General features: G+C 59.9%; 11 protein-coding genes. 8 read left to right on the top strand and 3 right to left on the bottom strand.

The window, feature by feature from the left end:
- Positions 1–91 precede the first annotated feature (91 nt).
- A complete protein-coding gene (locus J0F90_RS20580; RefSeq protein ID WP_033639396.1) occupies positions 92–958 on the top strand; it encodes a helix-turn-helix domain-containing protein in 867 nt (288 codons plus the stop codon).
- Here the strand turns inward: J0F90_RS20580 and J0F90_RS20575 are convergent.
- Entirely contained in the window at positions 882–1,934 is a 1,053-nt protein-coding gene (locus tag J0F90_RS20575) for an XdhC family protein (RefSeq protein ID WP_033639397.1), read from the bottom strand. The genes J0F90_RS20580 and J0F90_RS20575 overlap by 77 nt on opposite strands.
- 8 nt (positions 1,935–1,942) lie before the next feature.
- The gene (locus tag J0F90_RS20570; protein WP_033639398.1) at positions 1,943–2,527 is read right to left on the bottom strand and encodes a nucleotidyltransferase family protein; all 585 of its coding nucleotides are present in this window, start codon (positions 2,525–2,527) and stop codon (positions 1,943–1,945) included.
- A gap of 208 nt (positions 2,528–2,735) precedes the next feature.
- On the opposite strand from J0F90_RS20570, the gene J0F90_RS20565 reads away from it, so the two are divergent.
- The 3 genes from J0F90_RS20565 to J0F90_RS20555 are packed head-to-tail and all read left to right on the top strand — an operon-like array spanning position 2,736 to position 7,308.
- Positions 2,736–5,525, top strand: coding sequence for a xanthine dehydrogenase family protein molybdopterin-binding subunit (locus J0F90_RS20565; protein WP_033639399.1), 2,790 nt, complete (start codon positions 2,736–2,738; stop codon positions 5,523–5,525).
- Positions 5,522–6,076: a (2Fe-2S)-binding protein gene (locus tag J0F90_RS20560; RefSeq protein WP_033639400.1), complete on the top strand. Its 555-nt coding sequence runs from the start codon at positions 5,522–5,524 to the stop codon at positions 6,074–6,076. Before J0F90_RS20565 ends, J0F90_RS20560 begins: the two co-directional genes overlap by 4 nt.
- Entirely contained in the window at positions 6,073–7,308 is a 1,236-nt protein-coding gene (locus J0F90_RS20555) for a cytochrome c (protein WP_033639401.1), read from the top strand. The genes J0F90_RS20560 and J0F90_RS20555 overlap by 4 nt, the downstream gene beginning before the upstream one ends.
- A 63-nt stretch (positions 7,309–7,371) precedes the next feature.
- On the opposite strand, the gene J0F90_RS20550 is transcribed toward J0F90_RS20555, so the two are convergent.
- Positions 7,372–8,748, bottom strand: a complete 1,377-nt coding sequence (locus tag J0F90_RS20550) for an amino acid permease (RefSeq protein ID WP_004937488.1) — start codon at positions 8,746–8,748, stop codon at positions 7,372–7,374.
- Between the two features lie 631 nt (positions 8,749–9,379).
- Here J0F90_RS20550 and pdhR point away from each other — a divergent pair.
- The 4 genes from pdhR to lpdA all read left to right on the top strand — a co-directional run bounded on the left by pdhR (position 9,380) and on the right by lpdA (position 16,528).
- Positions 9,380–10,144, top strand: a complete 765-nt coding sequence (pdhR, locus tag J0F90_RS20545; RefSeq protein ID WP_004937490.1) for a pyruvate dehydrogenase complex transcriptional repressor PdhR — start codon at positions 9,380–9,382, stop codon at positions 10,142–10,144.
- Between the two features lie 165 nt (positions 10,145–10,309).
- Entirely contained in the window at positions 10,310–12,973 is a 2,664-nt protein-coding gene (gene aceE / locus J0F90_RS20540) for a pyruvate dehydrogenase (acetyl-transferring), homodimeric type (RefSeq protein WP_004937495.1), read from the top strand.
- A gap of 13 nt (positions 12,974–12,986) precedes the next feature.
- The gene (aceF, locus tag J0F90_RS20535) at positions 12,987–14,870 is read left to right on the top strand and encodes a pyruvate dehydrogenase complex dihydrolipoyllysine-residue acetyltransferase (RefSeq protein WP_004937497.1); all 1,884 of its coding nucleotides are present in this window, start codon (positions 12,987–12,989) and stop codon (positions 14,868–14,870) included.
- A gap of 233 nt (positions 14,871–15,103) precedes the next feature.
- Positions 15,104–16,528, top strand: coding sequence for a dihydrolipoyl dehydrogenase (gene lpdA / locus J0F90_RS20530; protein ID WP_004937500.1), 1,425 nt, complete (start codon positions 15,104–15,106; stop codon positions 16,526–16,528).
- The last annotated feature ends 342 nt before the right edge of the window (positions 16,529–16,870 follow it).

Below are 16,870 nucleotides of genomic sequence, written 5' to 3'. Positions count from 1 at the left end.
GCTGGACGTCGAGTTTTAACCTGTATACCCTACGCGAATAGCACTAAAATTCGACTAATGGAATATCGGCAACATAAGGTTCGGCAAGCACATGGGCACGCAGGAAAGTCACATCAGGGAGTTACTGGTCTGGATTGAAGATAACCTGACCAATCCGCTGTCGTTGGATATCGTTTCCGCCAAGTCAGGCTATACGAAATGGTACCTGCAGCGCATGTTCAAGAAGCAGACCGGATTATCGTTAGCCTCGTATATCCGCGCTCGCCGCCTCTACATCGCCGCCTTCGCCTTGCGTTTCACGCAGAAGAGCATCCTCGATATTTCGGTTGAATATCAATTCGATAATCAGCAGACATTCTCGCGCTGTTTCAAGAAACATTTCGCCGAATCGCCTAGCGTTTATCGTCATGCCCGCAAACAGGACTTCAGCAATCTGGTGCGTTCGCTGGCGGCCAGCCAGCCCGGCGATATTCAGGTCGAACGCGTCAGCATCGCCAGAGGGCAATACGCCTTTCAGGGCAAACAGTACGCTTATCACCTGGATATCGAAAAGTTGGACAAGTCGCATTTGCCGCAGCGCAGCGCGCTGCGGGCGCAGTTCTACGCCTTGTTGGGCGAGCGTCCGGCGCAGACCTATTCGTTTACCCAACTGGTGCCGGACGGCGAGCGGGTCAGGGTCGACTATACCCTGGGCGTGACGGCGGACTATCCGCTGCGTGAAGGCGTGGCGCTGGAGCCGCTGCCGGAGGTCCACGGCGAGTTTTGCCGTTTTCGCTATTCCGGCAAGCCGGTGGCGCTCAATGACCACATCATTCAAATCTACACGCAGGTGCTGCCCGAAATGGGGCTGGCCCGCGGCGACGGGCCGGACATGACGGTGTTCAGCTATTCGCTGAGCGGGAAAGAGGAGCTGCATCTGGAGCTGCAACATCTGGTGCCGGTGGTGCCGCTGCACTGATCCCGTCGGCGGCCGGCCGCCGGTTTTTTTGCTGCACGATCGCCGCCATCACCGCCAGGGCGATCTCCGCCGGGGTTTTGCTGCCGAGCGGCAGGCCGATCGGCGCGTGAATGCGTTCCAACTCCTGCGGCGTGAATTCGGCGATCTGCTGCAACCGCTGGCGCCGCCGCGCGCTGTTTCTGAGCGAGCCCATGGCGCCGATGTAAAACGCCGGGGTGTGGATCGCTTCCATCAGCGTCAGATCGTCCATACGCGGATCGTGGGTCAGCGCCACGACGGCGGTATTGGCGTGGCAACCGCCGTCCTCAATGAACTTGGCCGGAAACTGGCGCAGCAGCGTCACGCCCGGTTTTAACTCGGCGGCGAAGTTATCCAGCGCCTCCGGGCGGTTCTCGCACACCAGCACCTCAAACCCCAGCGCTACGGCGAAATCGGCGCAGTACAGCGCCACGCTGGACAGCCCGGCGATCAGCAGGCGCGGCGCGGCCGCGATATGCAGGGTAATCTGTTCGAGCCGGCGTTCAACCTGAGTGGCGCTGGTGAAATGGCTCTGCTCAAGGCTATGGCAGGCGTTGGGCAACGTCAGGCGTTTGAGCAACGCATGATGCCCTTCCAGCGCGCCGGCGATGCGCTGCAGGTAAGCGACGCTGGCTTCTCCCGCCGGCAGATACTCGATCAGCACGTCCAGCACGCCGCCGCACGGCAGCGCCACATTGGGCGTCATGCCGCCTTCGCCGTAGCGGATCACCTGGCTGGCCGCCTGATACTCCCCGGCGGCCACGCGCCGCAGAAAGTCTTCCTCCACGCACCCGCCCGACAATGAGCCGCTGTAGCGGCCGTCGCGGGTCGCGGCCATCAACGCGCCCGGCGACCGCGGCGAAGAGCCATAGGTGCTGAGCACGGTGCATAACCAGACCGGCTGTTGTTGCAGCCAGCTTATCGCCTGGCTGACCACGGTGACATCAAGATGTTGCATAGGTGAATTTACTCGCTGGCCGGGAGTTGCGATGGAAGATCAATATCCCGCACGACGCCGGGGTGTTCAAGCGGCAGCAGGTGCACCGCTGCGCCTTGCAGCAGTTCACGCGCGCCATTATCGCCGCGCAGTTGGCAAAGTGGTTTGCGCAATCGGGCGGAAAAGCCGACCGGGTGGCCGGGCTGTTGCGCATAGCTGGGGCGCACGATCGGGTGCTGCCGCAAGGCATCCGCCACCTGTCGGAAAACGTCGGCGCCGACGAACGGCATATCGGCCAGGTGGATCAGCCAGCCTTGCCAGTGCGGCGTGGCCGCAACGCCTGCGGCGATTGAGTCGCCGAGGCCCGCGCTGGCGAGCAGGGTGACCGGCACCTGGTTGGCGGCGCAGGCTGCCAGCACCGGCAGATTATCCGGCCGGGCCACCACCTGTACCGGCAGGCCGGAGGCCAATGCCCGGCGCAGGGTGTGTTCAAACAGCGATCGCCGCTCGCCCGCCGCATCGGCAAATCCGGCGTTCAATTTGTTGCCCTGGCCGCCGGCCTGAATAAAGCGCTCTCCGCGTCCGGCGGCGGTAATGACAATGCCCGTGGTCATGGTTGAAGTCCGCGTTTGCGCAAATTATTTATTAGCCTACAAACTACCTGTGTTTTGTAAATGTTTTTTTGTTGAAAACAACCTGTTAATCATCACATAATTTTAGTTATAAGCATATGCTTATGACGTCTACGGCAAGGTCGTCAGCGTTTGCGCAACAACACCGCGAACAAAAACCAATTACAAGAAAGACGTGAAGGACTTATTTATGAGCAATTTCAACCCGTCGCGGCGCCGCTTTATCAAAAGTGCCGTGATTGCGGGGGTCTCCGTGTACCTCGCCCCCCTGTACAGCCGCGCCTACGCCGCGCTGTTCGAGCAAAAAATCCTCCAGTCGCCCAACTGGGATCCGCAGGCCAAGCGCGTCCGTTTCCGTATCGATGGCCGCGCCAAGGTCATGGGGCAGAAGGTGTTCGCGCGCGATATCCGCGCGGTGGACATGCCGCACTGGCCGCAGAAACAGGCGCACGCCTTCATTCTGCGCGTGACCAAAGCCGACCGGCTGTTCGAAGGCGTCGATCTGTCGCTGCTGGGGGACGATCTGCAGCCCGATCGCCTGGTGACGGCGGAAGACCTGGCGCGCGACGGCCTGGCCTTCCCGGCGTTCTACGGTGACGACATGCTGCTGCCGAGCGGTAAAACCCCGGCCTACCTCGGCCAGGCGGTGGCGATCCTGATCTATCACGACTTCGCCCGTTTCCGCTTCGCCAAGGACAGGCTGAAATTCCGCGAAGAAACCATCAAATACGGCGCGGTCACCGGCCCGCTGGAGCGCGATCCCTGGGGCAGCTTCCGCTATGTGCGGGTGGGGGGAGAACAGCCGTTCGACGACGACCGCTTCTCCAGCCTGAAGGACACGCCGATCTTCCCGGTGTCGATGAAAAAACACCTGCCGGTGTGGCCGGAAGGGCGTGAGGGCGGCAAGCTGGATCAGGAAGGCATGCGCTATGCGGGGATGATCGCCGACGAGATGGCGAACCCGCCGGCCGACTGGCTGGTAATGTCGCGCCGCTACACCACGCAGTCGATCGACACCTCGGCGCTGGAGCCGGACAACGCCAACGGCTGGTTCGACGCGCAGACGCAAACCCTGCATCTGGTGGTGCCGACTCAGTCGCCGCAGGAAGTGGCCGACGAGATGCCGCGCATGCTGGCCAAGCGCAATCCGCCGGTGAAACAGCTGATCCTGCACCCGTGCTACACCGTGGGCTACGGCTCGAAAGACCACTACAACTTCCCGTATTACGGTGCGGTGGCGGCGATGTATGGCGACGGCCACCCGGTGCGCCTGGCCAATGATCGCTTCGAACAGTTCCAGACGGCGTTGAAGCGCCACGCGTTCGACATGAACTACCGCATCGCGGTGAATAAGCAGACCGGCGTCATGCAGTCGTTCCTCGGTGACATGACCGCGGACGGCGGCGGCCGCAGCAACTTTACCCCTTCGGTGGTGATGGTCGGCGCAACCGCCGCCCAGTCGATTTACTACTTCCCGAAAAGCGATCTGTCGTCGGTCGGGCTGGCCTCACGCGCCATCGACGCCGGTTCGGCGCGCGGTTACGGCACGCTGCAGAGCATGGCCGCCACCGAGATGATGGTGGATGAGCTGGCCGCCGAGCTGAAGATCGACCCGATCGAGTTCCGCCTGCGCAACGTGCTGAAATCCGGCATGAAAAACACCCAAGGGGCGATCCCGGCCGGTGCGATCCGCGCCGATGAAGTGCTGGAGAAGGCGGCGAAGCATGAGATGTGGCTCAAGCGCGCCGAACGCAAGGCCGAGTTTGAGAGCCGCTATCCCGGCAAGCGCTATGGCGTTGGCTTCGGCTGCGTGCAGAAAGACTTCGGCACCGGGGCGGAAACCTCGTTCGCCCGGGTAGAGCTGAGCGAAGACGGGCGCATCACCCTGCATCACAGCGGCGCGGAGATGGGCACCGGCATGTCGACCTCGCAGTCGGTACTGTGCGCGCAGTGGCTGGGCAAACCGGCCGACGAAGCGCACTTCTCGGTCACCGACTGGTCGGTACTGCCGATGGTCACCAGCGGCGATCCTTACCTGATGTCGCAAGAAGAGCAGGACAAGCTGCAAACCAACCCCAACTGGACGCCGAGCTACTGTTCGCCGTCGAGCGCCAGCAATTCGGCCTATTACTTCTCGCACAGCACCCGCGAAGCGGCGCGCCTGATCTTCGATCACGGCCTGTGGCCGGCGGCGATGGCGCTGTGGCAGGCCGGTATCGGCGGCGGCCAGGCGGCGCCGCTGGTGGTGCGGCGCGAAGATGCGCGTTGGGTCGAAGGCGGCCTGACGGCGGCGGGCATGTCGGTGCTGAGCCTCGAGCTGCTGGCCAAGACGGCTTATCAGATGGGCGGCGTCACCGGTGCCGCGGTGCACGTGTTCAACCGCTGGCAGTGGGCGGAGGCCGATTTCACGTTGAACGGCAAAAGCGAACGCCTGCCGATCGACGGCATGGCGCTGCGCAACGCCGGCGGCGAATTCAAACCGCTGGCGCGCGGGCAGGTCTACTACCCGCCGACCCAGCGCAACAATGCGGCGGTGACCTACTACAGCGCCGTTGGCACGCTGGCGGAAGTGGCGGTGGATATCGCCACCGGCCAGGTGGAGTTGCTGAATCATCACTCGATCATGGAGTGCGGCAACCTGATCGTGCCGGAACTGGTTTCCGGCCAGCTGCAGGGCGGGCTGGCGATGGGCATCGGCCATGCGCTGCACGAATATTTACCGCTGTACGAAGACGGCCCGGGCAACGGTACCTGGAACTTCAACCGTTACCACCTGCCGCGCGCCAGTGATGTGGCGGTGTGGAAACAGAGCGGCGACATCCTGCCGGCGCTGTCGGAAACCGATCCGCCGAAAGGCATGGCGGAGGTGGTGATGATCCCGATCGTGGCCGCGCTGGTCAACGCCATCGCCGACGCCACCGGCCACCGTTTCCGTGATTTGCCCGTTCGTGCAGAAAATATTCGTGAGGTATTACAATGAGCATTAAAACCCAGCCGATTTCCCTGACCATCAACGAGAAACAGTACGGCCCGATCGAGGTGCCGGAAGGCTTGATGATGATCGATTTCCTGCACGAGTATCTCGATTTGACCGGTTCGCGCCTCGGCTGCGGGCAGGGCATTTGCCACGCCTGCGTGGCGATCGTCGATCATCCGAGCGGCACCAGCGAAGAGGTGCGCACCTGCATCACCGGCGCGCATTTCTTCAACGGCAAGAAAGTGCGTACCGTCGAAGGCCATGCCAAGGTGGACGAACAGGGCGAGGTGGTTGAGCTGTCGCCGATCCAGCAGGCGTTTCTGGAGCACTACAGCTTCCAGTGCGGCTACTGCACGCCGGGCTTCGTCAACGCCGCCACCATTTTCGTGGAAAAGCTCAAGCGTGAGCCGATCGCCCGCGATCAGCTGGAGAACGCCATCGAGCAGGCGCTGGACAGCCACATCTGCCGCTGCACCGGCTACGTGCGCTACTACGAAGCGGTGCGCGACGTGGTGCTGAAAACGCCGGGCCTGCTGAAGGAGACGGCGCAATGAAAAAACGTCTCGCAGTGTTGATTGTGCTGGTGGCGATCGTGGTGATCGCGCTGCTGTGGTGGCGGGAAAACCGCCGTTACGACGGCCCGGTGCAGCAGGTAACCGCCGGCGCCGAACAGATCGCCCGCGGCCGCTATCTGGCGCAGGCCGCCGACTGCGCCGCCTGCCATACCGCCAGCGGCGGGGCGCCGTTGGCCGGCGGCTATCCGTTGGAAACGCCGTTCGGCACGATTTACGGCAGTAACCTGACGCCGTCGGCCGACCACGGCATCGGGCGCTGGAGCAAGGACGACTTCTTCCTGGCGTTGACGCAGGGCGTGGCGCCGGGCGGGCGGCACCTGTACCCGGCGATGCCTTATACTTCGTATAAGGGCATGTCGCGTCAGGACGCCGACGACATCTACGCTTACCTGATGACGCGCCCGGCGGTGGACGTGGCCATTCCGGCCAACGAGATGCCGTTCCCGTTCAACCAGCGCATGGCGCTGATCGGCTGGAACCTGCTGTTCCGCAGCCAGGATCCGCTGCCGGCCAGTTCACAGGGCAGTTCGCCGCAATGGCAGCGCGGCCGCTATCTGGCCGACGTGCTGGGGCACTGTGGCGAATGCCACACGCCGCGCGGCGCGCTGGGGCAGATGGATCTCGGCAAACCGATGCAGGGCGGCGATCTCGGCCGATTCATGGCGCCGGACATTACGCCGCACGGTCTGGCGCAGCGCGGCTGGACGCCGCAGGACGTCAGCCGCTTCCTCAGCACCGGCCTCGCACCGCAGGGTTCCGCCTTCAGCGAGATGCACATGGTGGTGGATCTCAGCACCCGTCATTTGACGCCGGAAGATCATCAGGCGCTGGCGCTGTATCTGATGGGCGAGCAGCCGCCGGCGGCGGTGCCGGTGAAAATGGGCCAGGGCAGCGATGCCGGGCGCATGACCTATCTGGATCAGTGCGCCGGTTGCCATGCGCGCGAAGGCGAGGGCAAACCGCACGTCGCACCGGCGATGCGCGATAACGCCACGCTGCGCCAGGCGGACGGCAAGAACCTGATCGTGTCGGTGCTGGACGGCCTGCCGGCCCAGCAGTTCCCGAACGGTGAAAGCATGCAGAGCATGCCGGGCTTCGGCGAGCGTCTGAGCGATGCTGAAGTGGCGGAACTGGTGAATTACCTGCGGGTGACCTGGGGAGGCTTGCCGGCGGACGTCACCGCCGAGCAGGTGAAAGCGCTGCGCAAGTAAGCGGCGTTCAGGCGAAAAAAATGGCCCGCATCTGCGGGCCATTTTATTGCGCGGTCAAGGGGTTCAACGGCTGGTGACGCCGTCGACGCGCTGGCTGCGCTGTTTGATGGCGTAACCGACGGCCAGGATCGCTACCCACACCGGGATCAGCAGCACCGAGATTTGAATGCCCGGCGTCAGGTACATGATCACCAGGATGCCGGCCATGAACAGCAGGCACAGGTAGTTGCTGAACGGATACCAGAACGCTTTGAACTTCGGCACTACGCCTTCGCGGTTTTTGGCGGCGCGGAATTTCAGGTGCGCCAGGCTGATCATCGCCCAGTTGATCACCAGCGCCGACACCACCAAGGCCATCAGCAGTTCGAAGGCGCGGCCCGGGATCAGGTAGTTAATCAGCACGCACAGCGCGGTGGCGAGGGCGGAAATGCCGATGGCCACCACCGGCACGCCGCGGCCGTCGACCTTCAGCAGGCTTTTCGGGCCGTTGCCCTGCTGCGCCAGGCCGTACAGCATGCGGCTGTTGCAGTAGACGCAGCTGTTGTACACCGACAGCGCGGCGGTGAGCACCACGATGTTCAGCACGGTCGCCACCAGGTTGCTGTTCAGCGCGTGGAAGATCAGCACGAACGGGCTGCCGCCTTCGACCACTTTGCCCCACGGGTACAGCGACAGCAGAATGGCCAGTGAACCGATATAGAAGATCAGGATGCGGTAGATCACCTGATTGGTGGCTTTCGGAATGCTTTTTTGCGGGTTGTCGGCTTCGGCGGCGGTGATGCCGACCAGCTCGAGGCCGCCGAAGGAGAACATGATCACTGCCATCGCCATCACCAGGCCCATGACGCCGTTCGGGAAGAACCCGCCCTGCGCCCACAGGTTGGTGACGGTGGCTTCCGGGCCGCCCATGCCGCTGAACAGCAGGTAGGCGCCGAACACAATCATGCCGATAATCGCCACCACTTTGATGATGGCGAACCAGAACTCCATCTCGCCGTAAACTTTGACGTTGGCCAGGTTGATGGCGTTGATCGCCAGGAAGAACACCGCGGCGGAAACCCAGGTGGGGATCTCCGGCCACCAGTACTGCACGTAGATGCCGACCGCGGTCAGCTCCGCCATCGCCACCAGGACATACAGCACCCAGTAGTTCCAGCCGGAGGCGAAGCCGGCGAAGTTGCCCCAGTATTTGTAGGCGAAGTGGCTGAAGGAGCCGGCGACCGGCTCTTCCACCACCATTTCCCCCAGCTGGCGCATGATCAGAAACGCGATGAAGCCGCCGATGGCGTAGCCGAGAAGCACTGACGGGCCGGCCATTTTTATTGTTTGAGCGATACCGAGAAATAACCCGGTGCCGATTGCGCCACCTAAGGCGATGAGCTGAATATGGCGGTTTTTCAGGCCGCGTTTCAGCTGGTCACCATGCTGTTGACCATCCATCAATCTAACCCTCTGTCGTTGTGAATGCCCACCTGCCTGTAAAGCAGTGGTTACGATGTGTGTTTTGTTTTATTTACGGCGTTATAGCTATTAATTCCACGGCGCCGCTACCGTTTGGCAGAGAATAATGTTATGCGCGTCGGTTTGCACCTGCTTTGTCGTGTGAGTGATTAAGATTGCAGCAGTTTAGGAAACAAAATGCGGGTTGTGTGACGGCGGGGGGGATTCAGTGCATGAAATAAGCAACAAATCACATAATGCGCAAAAATAACGTAGATCTGAACGGTGGGGCGCGTTCAAATAATGAACGAACCGCCGTTGCGCCGCTCGCCAAATAGCCATTCATTAAAGCGTCATAACCATGCAATAAAACTCGGGCAAAAAGTTTGCACTCTGCCTTGCGTAAGGTTTGGTAAAAGTTAAATCCCCAACCCGCCGCGTAAATGGTAATACCATCACGGCGTTACCGGTTTGCAGCGGGGTTTTCAGCGGGGTGTTAAAATGTGCGGGTAACCTGATTTCGATCAAGGCCCGTATGGACAGGAGGTGAATACTTTGTTACTTTACCGTCACGTTTTTGAAATTGGTATTACCAATTGACTCCGCGCCATTCGCAGAGAAGAATTCACTCATGGCCTACAGCAAAATCCGCCAACCCAAGTTGTCAGATGTTATCGAGCAACAGCTCGAATACCTGATCCTCGAGGGGACACTGCGCCCAGGCGAAAAATTGCCTCCGGAGCGCGAGCTGGCGAAACAATTTGATGTCTCCCGTCCTTCTCTGAGAGAGGCCATTCAGCGCCTTGAAGCGAAAGGGCTGCTCCTGCGCCGTCAGGGCGGCGGCACCTTCGTACAAACTAATCTGTGGCAGAGCTTCAGCGATCCGCTGGCCGAGCTGCTGGCCGACCATCCCGAATCACAGTTCGATCTGCTGGAAACCCGTCACGCGCTGGAAGGCATTGCCGCCTATTACGCGGCGCTGCGCGGCACCGATGAAGATCTGGCGCGCATCCGCGATTGCCACATCGTGATTCAACAGGCTCAAGACAGCGGCGATCTCGACGCCGAAGCCGATGCGGTCATGCAGTATCAAATCGCCGTGACCGAAGCCGCTCACAACGTTGTGTTACTTCACCTGCTACGCTGCATGGGGCCGATGCTGGAACAGAACGTGCGTCAGAACTTTGAATTGCTCTACTCGCGCCGTGAGATGTTGGCAAAAGTGAGCAGCCACCGCGCCGGAATTTTTGAGGCGATTGTGGCACGCGAGCCGGAAAAGGCCCGTGAAGCCTCGCATCGCCACTTGGCGTTTATCGAGGAAATCTTGCTGGATCTCAGCCGGGAGCATACTCGGCGCGAGAGATCGCTACGGCGTCTCCAGCAACGCAAGGATTAAGAGCTGTCCTCTTCAGGGTACACCAGCCTGCGGGGGTTAAGTTCGAGGTACTTAGTTAAGTACTTAAGCGGCAACTAAACTGATGGGCCTGTCTTCGTGTGTTTTTTCACAGAGCACAGGAAGACAGGCTCCAAACAAACCATTAGACAGATAAGGAATACCACCATGTCAGAACGTTTAAACAATGACGTGGATCCGATCGAAACCCGCGACTGGCTGCAGGCGATCGAATCGGTCATCCGTGAAGAGGGTGTTGAGCGAGCTCAGTTTCTGATTGATCAGGTATTGGGAGAAGCCCGCAAAGGCGGCGTTAACGTTGCGGCCGGTGCTGCAGCGCACAACTACGTCAACACCATCGCGGTAGAAGACGAACCGGCCTACCCAGGCAACCTGGATCTGGAACGCCGCATTCGCTCTGCGATCCGTTGGAACGCGATCATGACCGTTCTGCGCGCATCCAAAAAAGACCTGGAGCTGGGCGGCCACATGGCTTCCTTCCAGTCTTCCGCGACCTTCTATGAAGTCTGCTTTAACCACTTCTTCCGCGCACGCAACGAGAAAGACGGCGGCGACCTGGTGTACTTCCAGGGCCACATCTCTCCGGGCGTTTACGCGCGCGCCTTCCTTGAAGGCCGCCTGACCGAAGAACAGATGAACAACTTCCGTCAGGAAGTGCACGGCAACGGTCTGTCCTCTTACCCGCATCCTAAGCTGATGCCGGAATTCTGGCAGTTCCCGACCGTATCCATGGGCCTGGGCCCAATCAGCGCCATCTATCAGGCGAAGTTCCTGAAATACCTGGAACACCGCGGCCTGAAAGACACCTCTGAGCAGACCGTTTACGCCTTCCTGGGCGACGGTGAGATGGATGAGCCGGAATCCAAAGGCGCCATCACCATCGCGACTCGCGAGAAGCTGGACAACCTGGTGTTCGTCATCAACTGCAACCTGCAGCGCCTGGACGGCCCGGTCACCGGTAACGGCAAGATCATCAACGAACTGGAAGGCATCTTCTCCGGCGCAGGCTGGCAGGTGCTGAAAGTGATCTGGGGCGGCCGTTGGGATGAGCTGCTGCGCAAAGACACCAGCGGTAAACTGGTTCAGCTGATGAACGAGACCCTGGACGGCGACTACCAGACCTTTAAATCCAAAGACGGCGCTTACGTGCGCGAGCACTTCTTCGGCCGTTACCCGGAAACCGCGGCGCTGGTCAAAGACATGACCGACGACGAAATCTGGGCGCTGAACCGTGGTGGTCACGATCCGAAGAAAATCTTCGCTGCACTGAAAAAAGCGCAGGACACCAAAGGCAAACCGACCGTTATCCTGGCCCACACCATCAAAGGTTACGGCATGGGTGAAACCGCGGAAGGTAAAAACATCGCTCACCAGGTGAAGAAAATGAACATGGAAGGGGTTCACCACTTCCGCGATCGTTTCAACGTGCCGGTTGCCGATGCTGACATCGAAAAACTGCCGTACATCACCTTCGAGAAAGATTCCGAAGAGTACAAATACCTGCACGAACGTCGCCAGGCGCTGAAAGGCTACGTGCCTACCCGTCTGCCGGAGTTCACCCAGAAGCTGGAAATGCCGGCGCTGGAAGATTTCAGCTCGCTGCTGGAAGAGCAGAACAAAGAGATCTCCACCACTATCGCCTTCGTGCGTGCCCTGAACGTGATGCTGAAGAACAAGTCGATCAAAGATCGCCTGGTGCCAATCATCGCCGACGAAGCGCGTACCTTCGGTATGGAAGGTCTGTTCCGTCAGATCGGTATCTACAGCCCGAACGGCCAGCAGTACACCCCGCAGGACCGTGAGCAGGTTGCTTACTACAAAGAAGACGAGAAAGGCCAAATCCTGCAGGAAGGCATCAACGAACTGGGCGCAGCCTCTTCCTGGCTGGCCGCAGCGACCTCCTACAGCACCAACGATCTGCCGATGATTCCGTTCTACATCTACTACTCGATGTTCGGTTTCCAACGCATCGGCGACCTGTGCTGGGCAGCGGGCGACCAACAGGCGCGCGGCTTCCTGATCGGCGGGACCTCGGGCCGTACTACCCTGAACGGCGAAGGTCTGCAGCACGAAGATGGCCACAGCCACATTCAGTCTCTGACCATCCCTAACTGCATCTCTTACGATCCGGCTTACGCGTACGAAGTGGCGGTGATCATGCACGACGGTCTGGTGCGCATGTATGGCGACAACCCGGAAAACGTGTACTACTACCTGACCACGCTGAACGAAAACTACCACATGCCTGCGATGCCGCAGGGTGCGGAAGAAGGTATCCGCAAGGGTATCTACAAGCTGGAAACGCTGGAAGGCAGCAAAGGCAAGGTGCAGCTGTTGGGCTCCGGCGCCATCCTGCGCCACGTGCGCGAAGCTGCGCAGATCCTGGCGAAGGACTACGGCGTGGGTTCCGACACCTACAGCGTGACCTCGTTCACCGAACTGGCGCGCGACGGCCAGGATTGCGAGCGCTGGAACATGCTGCACCCAACCGAAACGCCACGCGTGCCTTACATCGCTCAGGTGATGAGCGACGCGCCTGCGGTAGCGTCTACCGACTACATGAAACTGTTCGCCGAACAGGTTCGTACTTATGTGCCGGCCAGCGATTATCGCGTACTGGGCACCGACGGCTTCGGTCGTTCGGACAGCCGCGAAAACCTGCGTCACCACTTCGAAGTCGATGCATCTTACGTGGTGGTTGCTGCTCTGGGTGAACTGGCTAAACGCGGTGAGATCGAAGCTTCTGTGGTTGCTGATGCAATCAAGAAATTCGACATCAACCCGGAAAAAGTTAACCCGCGTCTGGCCTAAGAGGTACTGAATAATGTCTATCGAAATCAACGTACCGGACATCGGTGCAGATGAAGTCGAAATCACCGAGATTCTGGTGAAGGTCGGCGATAAAGTTGAAGCGGAACAATCGCTGATCACCGTGGAAGGCGACAAGGCTTCCATGGAAGTGCCCTCCCCGCAGGCGGGCGTGGTGAAAGAGATCAAAGTGGCGGTCGGCGATAAAACCGAAACCGGCAAACTGATCATGATCTTCGAAGCGGCAGGCGCAGCGGAAGCTGCACCGGCGGCGAAAGCGGAAGAAAAACCGGCGGCGGCAGCAGCTGCTCCGGCTGCCGCTGCGGCCAAAGACGTTGCCGTGCCGGACATCGGCGCCGACGAAGTCGAAGTGACCGAGATCCTGGTGAAAGTGGGCGACAAGGTGGAAGCCGAGCAGTCCCTGATCACCGTGGAAGGCGACAAGGCTTCCATGGAAGTCCCTGCGCCGTTCGCGGGCACCGTGAAAGAGATCAAGATCGCGACCGGCGACAAAGTGAAAACCGGTTCCCTGATCATGGTGTTCGAAGTGGCTGGCGCCGCTTCCGCTGCGGCCCCGGCTGCGGCTGAAGCACCGGCTGCCGCTGCAGCGCCTGCGGCCTCTGCGGCCAAAGACGTCGCCGTGCCGGACATCGGCGGTGACGAAGTCGAAGTGACCGAGGTGATGGTCAAGGTGGGCGACAAGGTTGCCGCCGAGCAGTCTCTGATCACCGTGGAAGGCGACAAGGCCTCCATGGAAGTGCCTGCGCCGTTCGCGGGCACCGTGAAAGAGATCAAGATCGCGACCGGCGATAAAGTGAAAACCGGCTCCCTGATCATGGTGTTCGAAGTGGAAGGCGCTGCGCCTGCCGCTGCCGCCGCTCCAGCCGCTAAAGCGGACGCTGCGCCGGCGCCGGCCGCCGCTAAAGCCGCCGCGCCGGCTGCGAAAGCTGAAGACAAAGGCGAGTTCGCCGAGAACGCGGCCTACGTGCACGCGACTCCGGTCATTCGTCGTCTGGCGCGTGAATTCGGCGTTAACCTGGCGAAAGTGAAAGGCACCGGTCGTAAAGGCCGCATCCTGCGCGAAGACGTTCAGGCTTACGTGAAAGACGCGGTGAAACGCGCTGAAGCGGCTCCGGCTGCTGCCGGCGGCGGTCTGCCGGGCATGCTGCCATGGCCGAAAGTGGACTTCAGCAAGTTCGGCGAGATCGAAGAAGTCGAAATGGGCCGCATCCAGAAGATCTCTGGCGCGAACCTGAGCCGCAACTGGGTGATGATCCCGCACGTGACTCACTTCGACAAAACCGACATCACCGATCTGGAAGCGTTCCGCAAGCAGCAGAACGAAGAAGCGGCCAAGCGCAAGCTGGACGTGAAGTTCACGCCTGTCGTGTTCATCATGAAAGCCGTCGCTGCCGCTCTGGAGCAGATGCCGCGCTTCAACAGCTCGCTGTCCGAAGATGGCCAGAAGCTGACGCTGAAGAAATACATCAACATCGGCGTGGCGGTAGATACCCCGAACGGCCTGGTGGTTCCGGTGTTCAAGGACGTGAACAAGAAGAGCATCACCGAGTTGTCTCGCGAGCTGATGACCATCTCCAAGAAAGCGCGCGACGGCAAGCTGACCGCGGGCGAGATGCAGGGCGGCTGCTTCACCATCTCCAGCCTGGGCGGCATCGGGACGACTCACTTCGCGCCGATCGTCAACGCGCCGGAAGTGGCTATCCTGGGTGTCTCCAAGTCTGCGATGGAGCCGGTCTGGAACGGTAAAGAGTTCATGCCGCGCCTGATGATGCCGATGTCGCTGTCCTTCGACCACCGCGTTATCGACGGTGCCGATGGTGCGCGCTTCATCACCATCATCAACAACATGTTGTCCGACATTCGCCGTCTGGTGATGTAATGCAAAAGGGGCGCAGCATGCTGCGCCCCTGACGATTCTGTAGCAGTTTTGTCGGATTTTGCATAACTCGACAAAATTGTTGAGACACGGGTCACTCGAACACGCTTTGCAGATTATTAACAATTCTGTAAACTGCTCGCGGTGTAAGCGTCCCGGTGGATGAAGGGCGTTATGAGATCGATTAGCAATAAAAATGACGTCTGACCCGCCGGACAATCAATTAAGAGGTCATGATGAGTACTGAAATTAAAACTCAGGTCGTGGTACTTGGGGCGGGCCCGGCAGGTTACTCTGCAGCCTTTCGTTGCGCTGACTTAGGTCTTGAAACCGTTCTGGTTGAACGTTATTCCACTCTGGGCGGGGTTTGCCTGAACGTGGGATGTATCCCTTCCAAAGCACTGCTGCACGTTGCCAAAGTGATCGAAGAAGCCAAAGCGCTGGCCGAACACGGCATCGTTTTCGGTGAGCCGAAAACCGACATCGACAAAGTGCGCGTCTGGAAAGAAAAAGTCATCACTCAGCTGACCGGCGGTCTGGCTGGCATGGCGAAAGGCCGTAAAGTGAAAGTGGTCAACGGCCTGGGCAAGTTCACCGGCGCTAACACCCTGGTTGTGGAAGGCGAAAACGGCCCAACCACCATCAACTTCGACAACGCCATCATCGCTGCAGGCTCTCGTCCGATCCAACTGCCATTCATTCCTCATGAAGATCCACGCGTGTGGGATTCCACCGATGCGCTGGAGCTGAAAACCGTCCCAGAGCGTCTGCTGGTTATGGGCGGCGGCATCATCGGCCTGGAAATGGGCACCGTATACCATGCGCTGGGTTCACAGATCGACGTCGTTGAAATGTTCGATCAGGTTATCCCGGCGGCAGATAAAGACGTGGTGAAAGTCTTCACCAAACGTATCAGCAAGCAGTTCAACCTGATGCTGGAAACCAAAGTGACCGCGGTAGAAGCCAAAGAAGACGGCATCTACGTCACGATGGAAGGTAAAAAAGCGCCGGCAGAACCACAGCGTTACGACGCGGTGCTGGTGGCGATCGGCCGCGTGCCGAACGGCAAACTGCTGGATGCCGGCAAAGCCGGTGTGGAAGTTGACGAGCGTGGCTTCATCAACGTCGACAAACAGCTGCGTACCAACGTGCCGCACATCTTCGCCATCGGCGACATCGTCGGTCAGCCGATGCTGGCGCACAAAGGCGTGCACGAAGGCCACGTTGCCGCAGAAGTTATCGCCGGCATGAAGCACTACTTCGATCCGAAAGTGATCCCATCCATCGCTTACACCGAGCCGGAAGTGGCGTGGGTGGGTCTGACCGAGAAAGAAGCGAAAGAGAAAGGCATCAGCTACGAAACCTCCACCTTCCCGTGGGCGGCTTCCGGCCGTGCGATCGCTTCCGACTGTGCAGACGGCATGACCAAACTGATCTTCGACAAAGAAACTCACCGCATCATCGGTGGCGCGATTGTCGGCACCAACGGCGGCGAACTGCTGGGTGAAATCGGTCTGGCCATCGAGATGGGCTGCGACGCGGAAGACATCGCGCTGACCATCCACGCTCACCCGACCCTGCACGAATCCGTGGGCCTGGCGGCGGAAATCTACGAAGGCAGCATCACCGACCTGCCTAACCCGAAAGCCAAGAAGAAGTAATTCTGCTGGCTTGACCGGTTAACAAGCGGCTCCTGAGAAGGGGCCGTTTTTTTTGCCAGATGCACAAAACGGTTTTTTGTGGCCGCTGCGCCAAATTCCGATCCTCATGCTTATATCCGTTTTAATTATGTGGATATAATGCCCTGTTTGTCCGGCAGCCGATTACGCTGCGCTCAACGATTCAGCAAAGATTTAATGTTGCTTTTATGTGAACGAATTAACAACCGTTTCAAATCCTGATATGCTGGCTGAGCGGAACCGGGCACTGTACCTTACAGTACAGTCCAGGACATCGACAGCAGTGCCCCGTCAGGATAGATGGCATCAATATCGCCGTGCGCT

The sequence above is a fragment of the Serratia marcescens subsp. marcescens ATCC 13880 genome (assembly GCF_017299535.1).
Taxonomy (GTDB): domain Bacteria; phylum Pseudomonadota; class Gammaproteobacteria; order Enterobacterales; family Enterobacteriaceae; genus Serratia; species Serratia marcescens.
Note: the sequence above shows the minus strand (reverse complement) of the source record. Positions and strands in the feature narration are given on the sequence as shown.

What these genes read in the sequence shown, in the direction of transcription:
- J0F90_RS20580 (WP_033639396.1), top strand. Translation starts at nt 92, where the DNA reads ATGGGCACGCAGGAAAGTCACATCAGGGAGTTACTGGTCTGGATTGAA.
- J0F90_RS20575 (WP_033639397.1), bottom strand. Translation starts at nt 1,934, where the DNA reads ATGCAACATCTTGATGTCACCGTGGTCAGCCAGGCGATAAGCTGGCTG.
- J0F90_RS20570 (WP_033639398.1), bottom strand. Translation starts at nt 2,527, where the DNA reads ATGACCACGGGCATTGTCATTACCGCCGCCGGACGCGGAGAGCGCTTT.
- J0F90_RS20565 (WP_033639399.1), top strand. Translation starts at nt 2,736, where the DNA reads ATGAGCAATTTCAACCCGTCGCGGCGCCGCTTTATCAAAAGTGCCGTG.
- J0F90_RS20560 (WP_033639400.1), top strand. Translation starts at nt 5,522, where the DNA reads ATGAGCATTAAAACCCAGCCGATTTCCCTGACCATCAACGAGAAACAG.
- J0F90_RS20555 (WP_033639401.1), top strand. Translation starts at nt 6,073, where the DNA reads ATGAAAAAACGTCTCGCAGTGTTGATTGTGCTGGTGGCGATCGTGGTG.
- J0F90_RS20550 (WP_004937488.1), bottom strand. Translation starts at nt 8,748, where the DNA reads ATGGATGGTCAACAGCATGGTGACCAGCTGAAACGCGGCCTGAAAAAC.
- pdhR (WP_004937490.1), top strand. Translation starts at nt 9,380, where the DNA reads ATGGCCTACAGCAAAATCCGCCAACCCAAGTTGTCAGATGTTATCGAG.
- aceE (WP_004937495.1), top strand. Translation starts at nt 10,310, where the DNA reads ATGTCAGAACGTTTAAACAATGACGTGGATCCGATCGAAACCCGCGAC.
- aceF (WP_004937497.1), top strand. Translation starts at nt 12,987, where the DNA reads ATGTCTATCGAAATCAACGTACCGGACATCGGTGCAGATGAAGTCGAA.
- lpdA (WP_004937500.1), top strand. Translation starts at nt 15,104, where the DNA reads ATGAGTACTGAAATTAAAACTCAGGTCGTGGTACTTGGGGCGGGCCCG.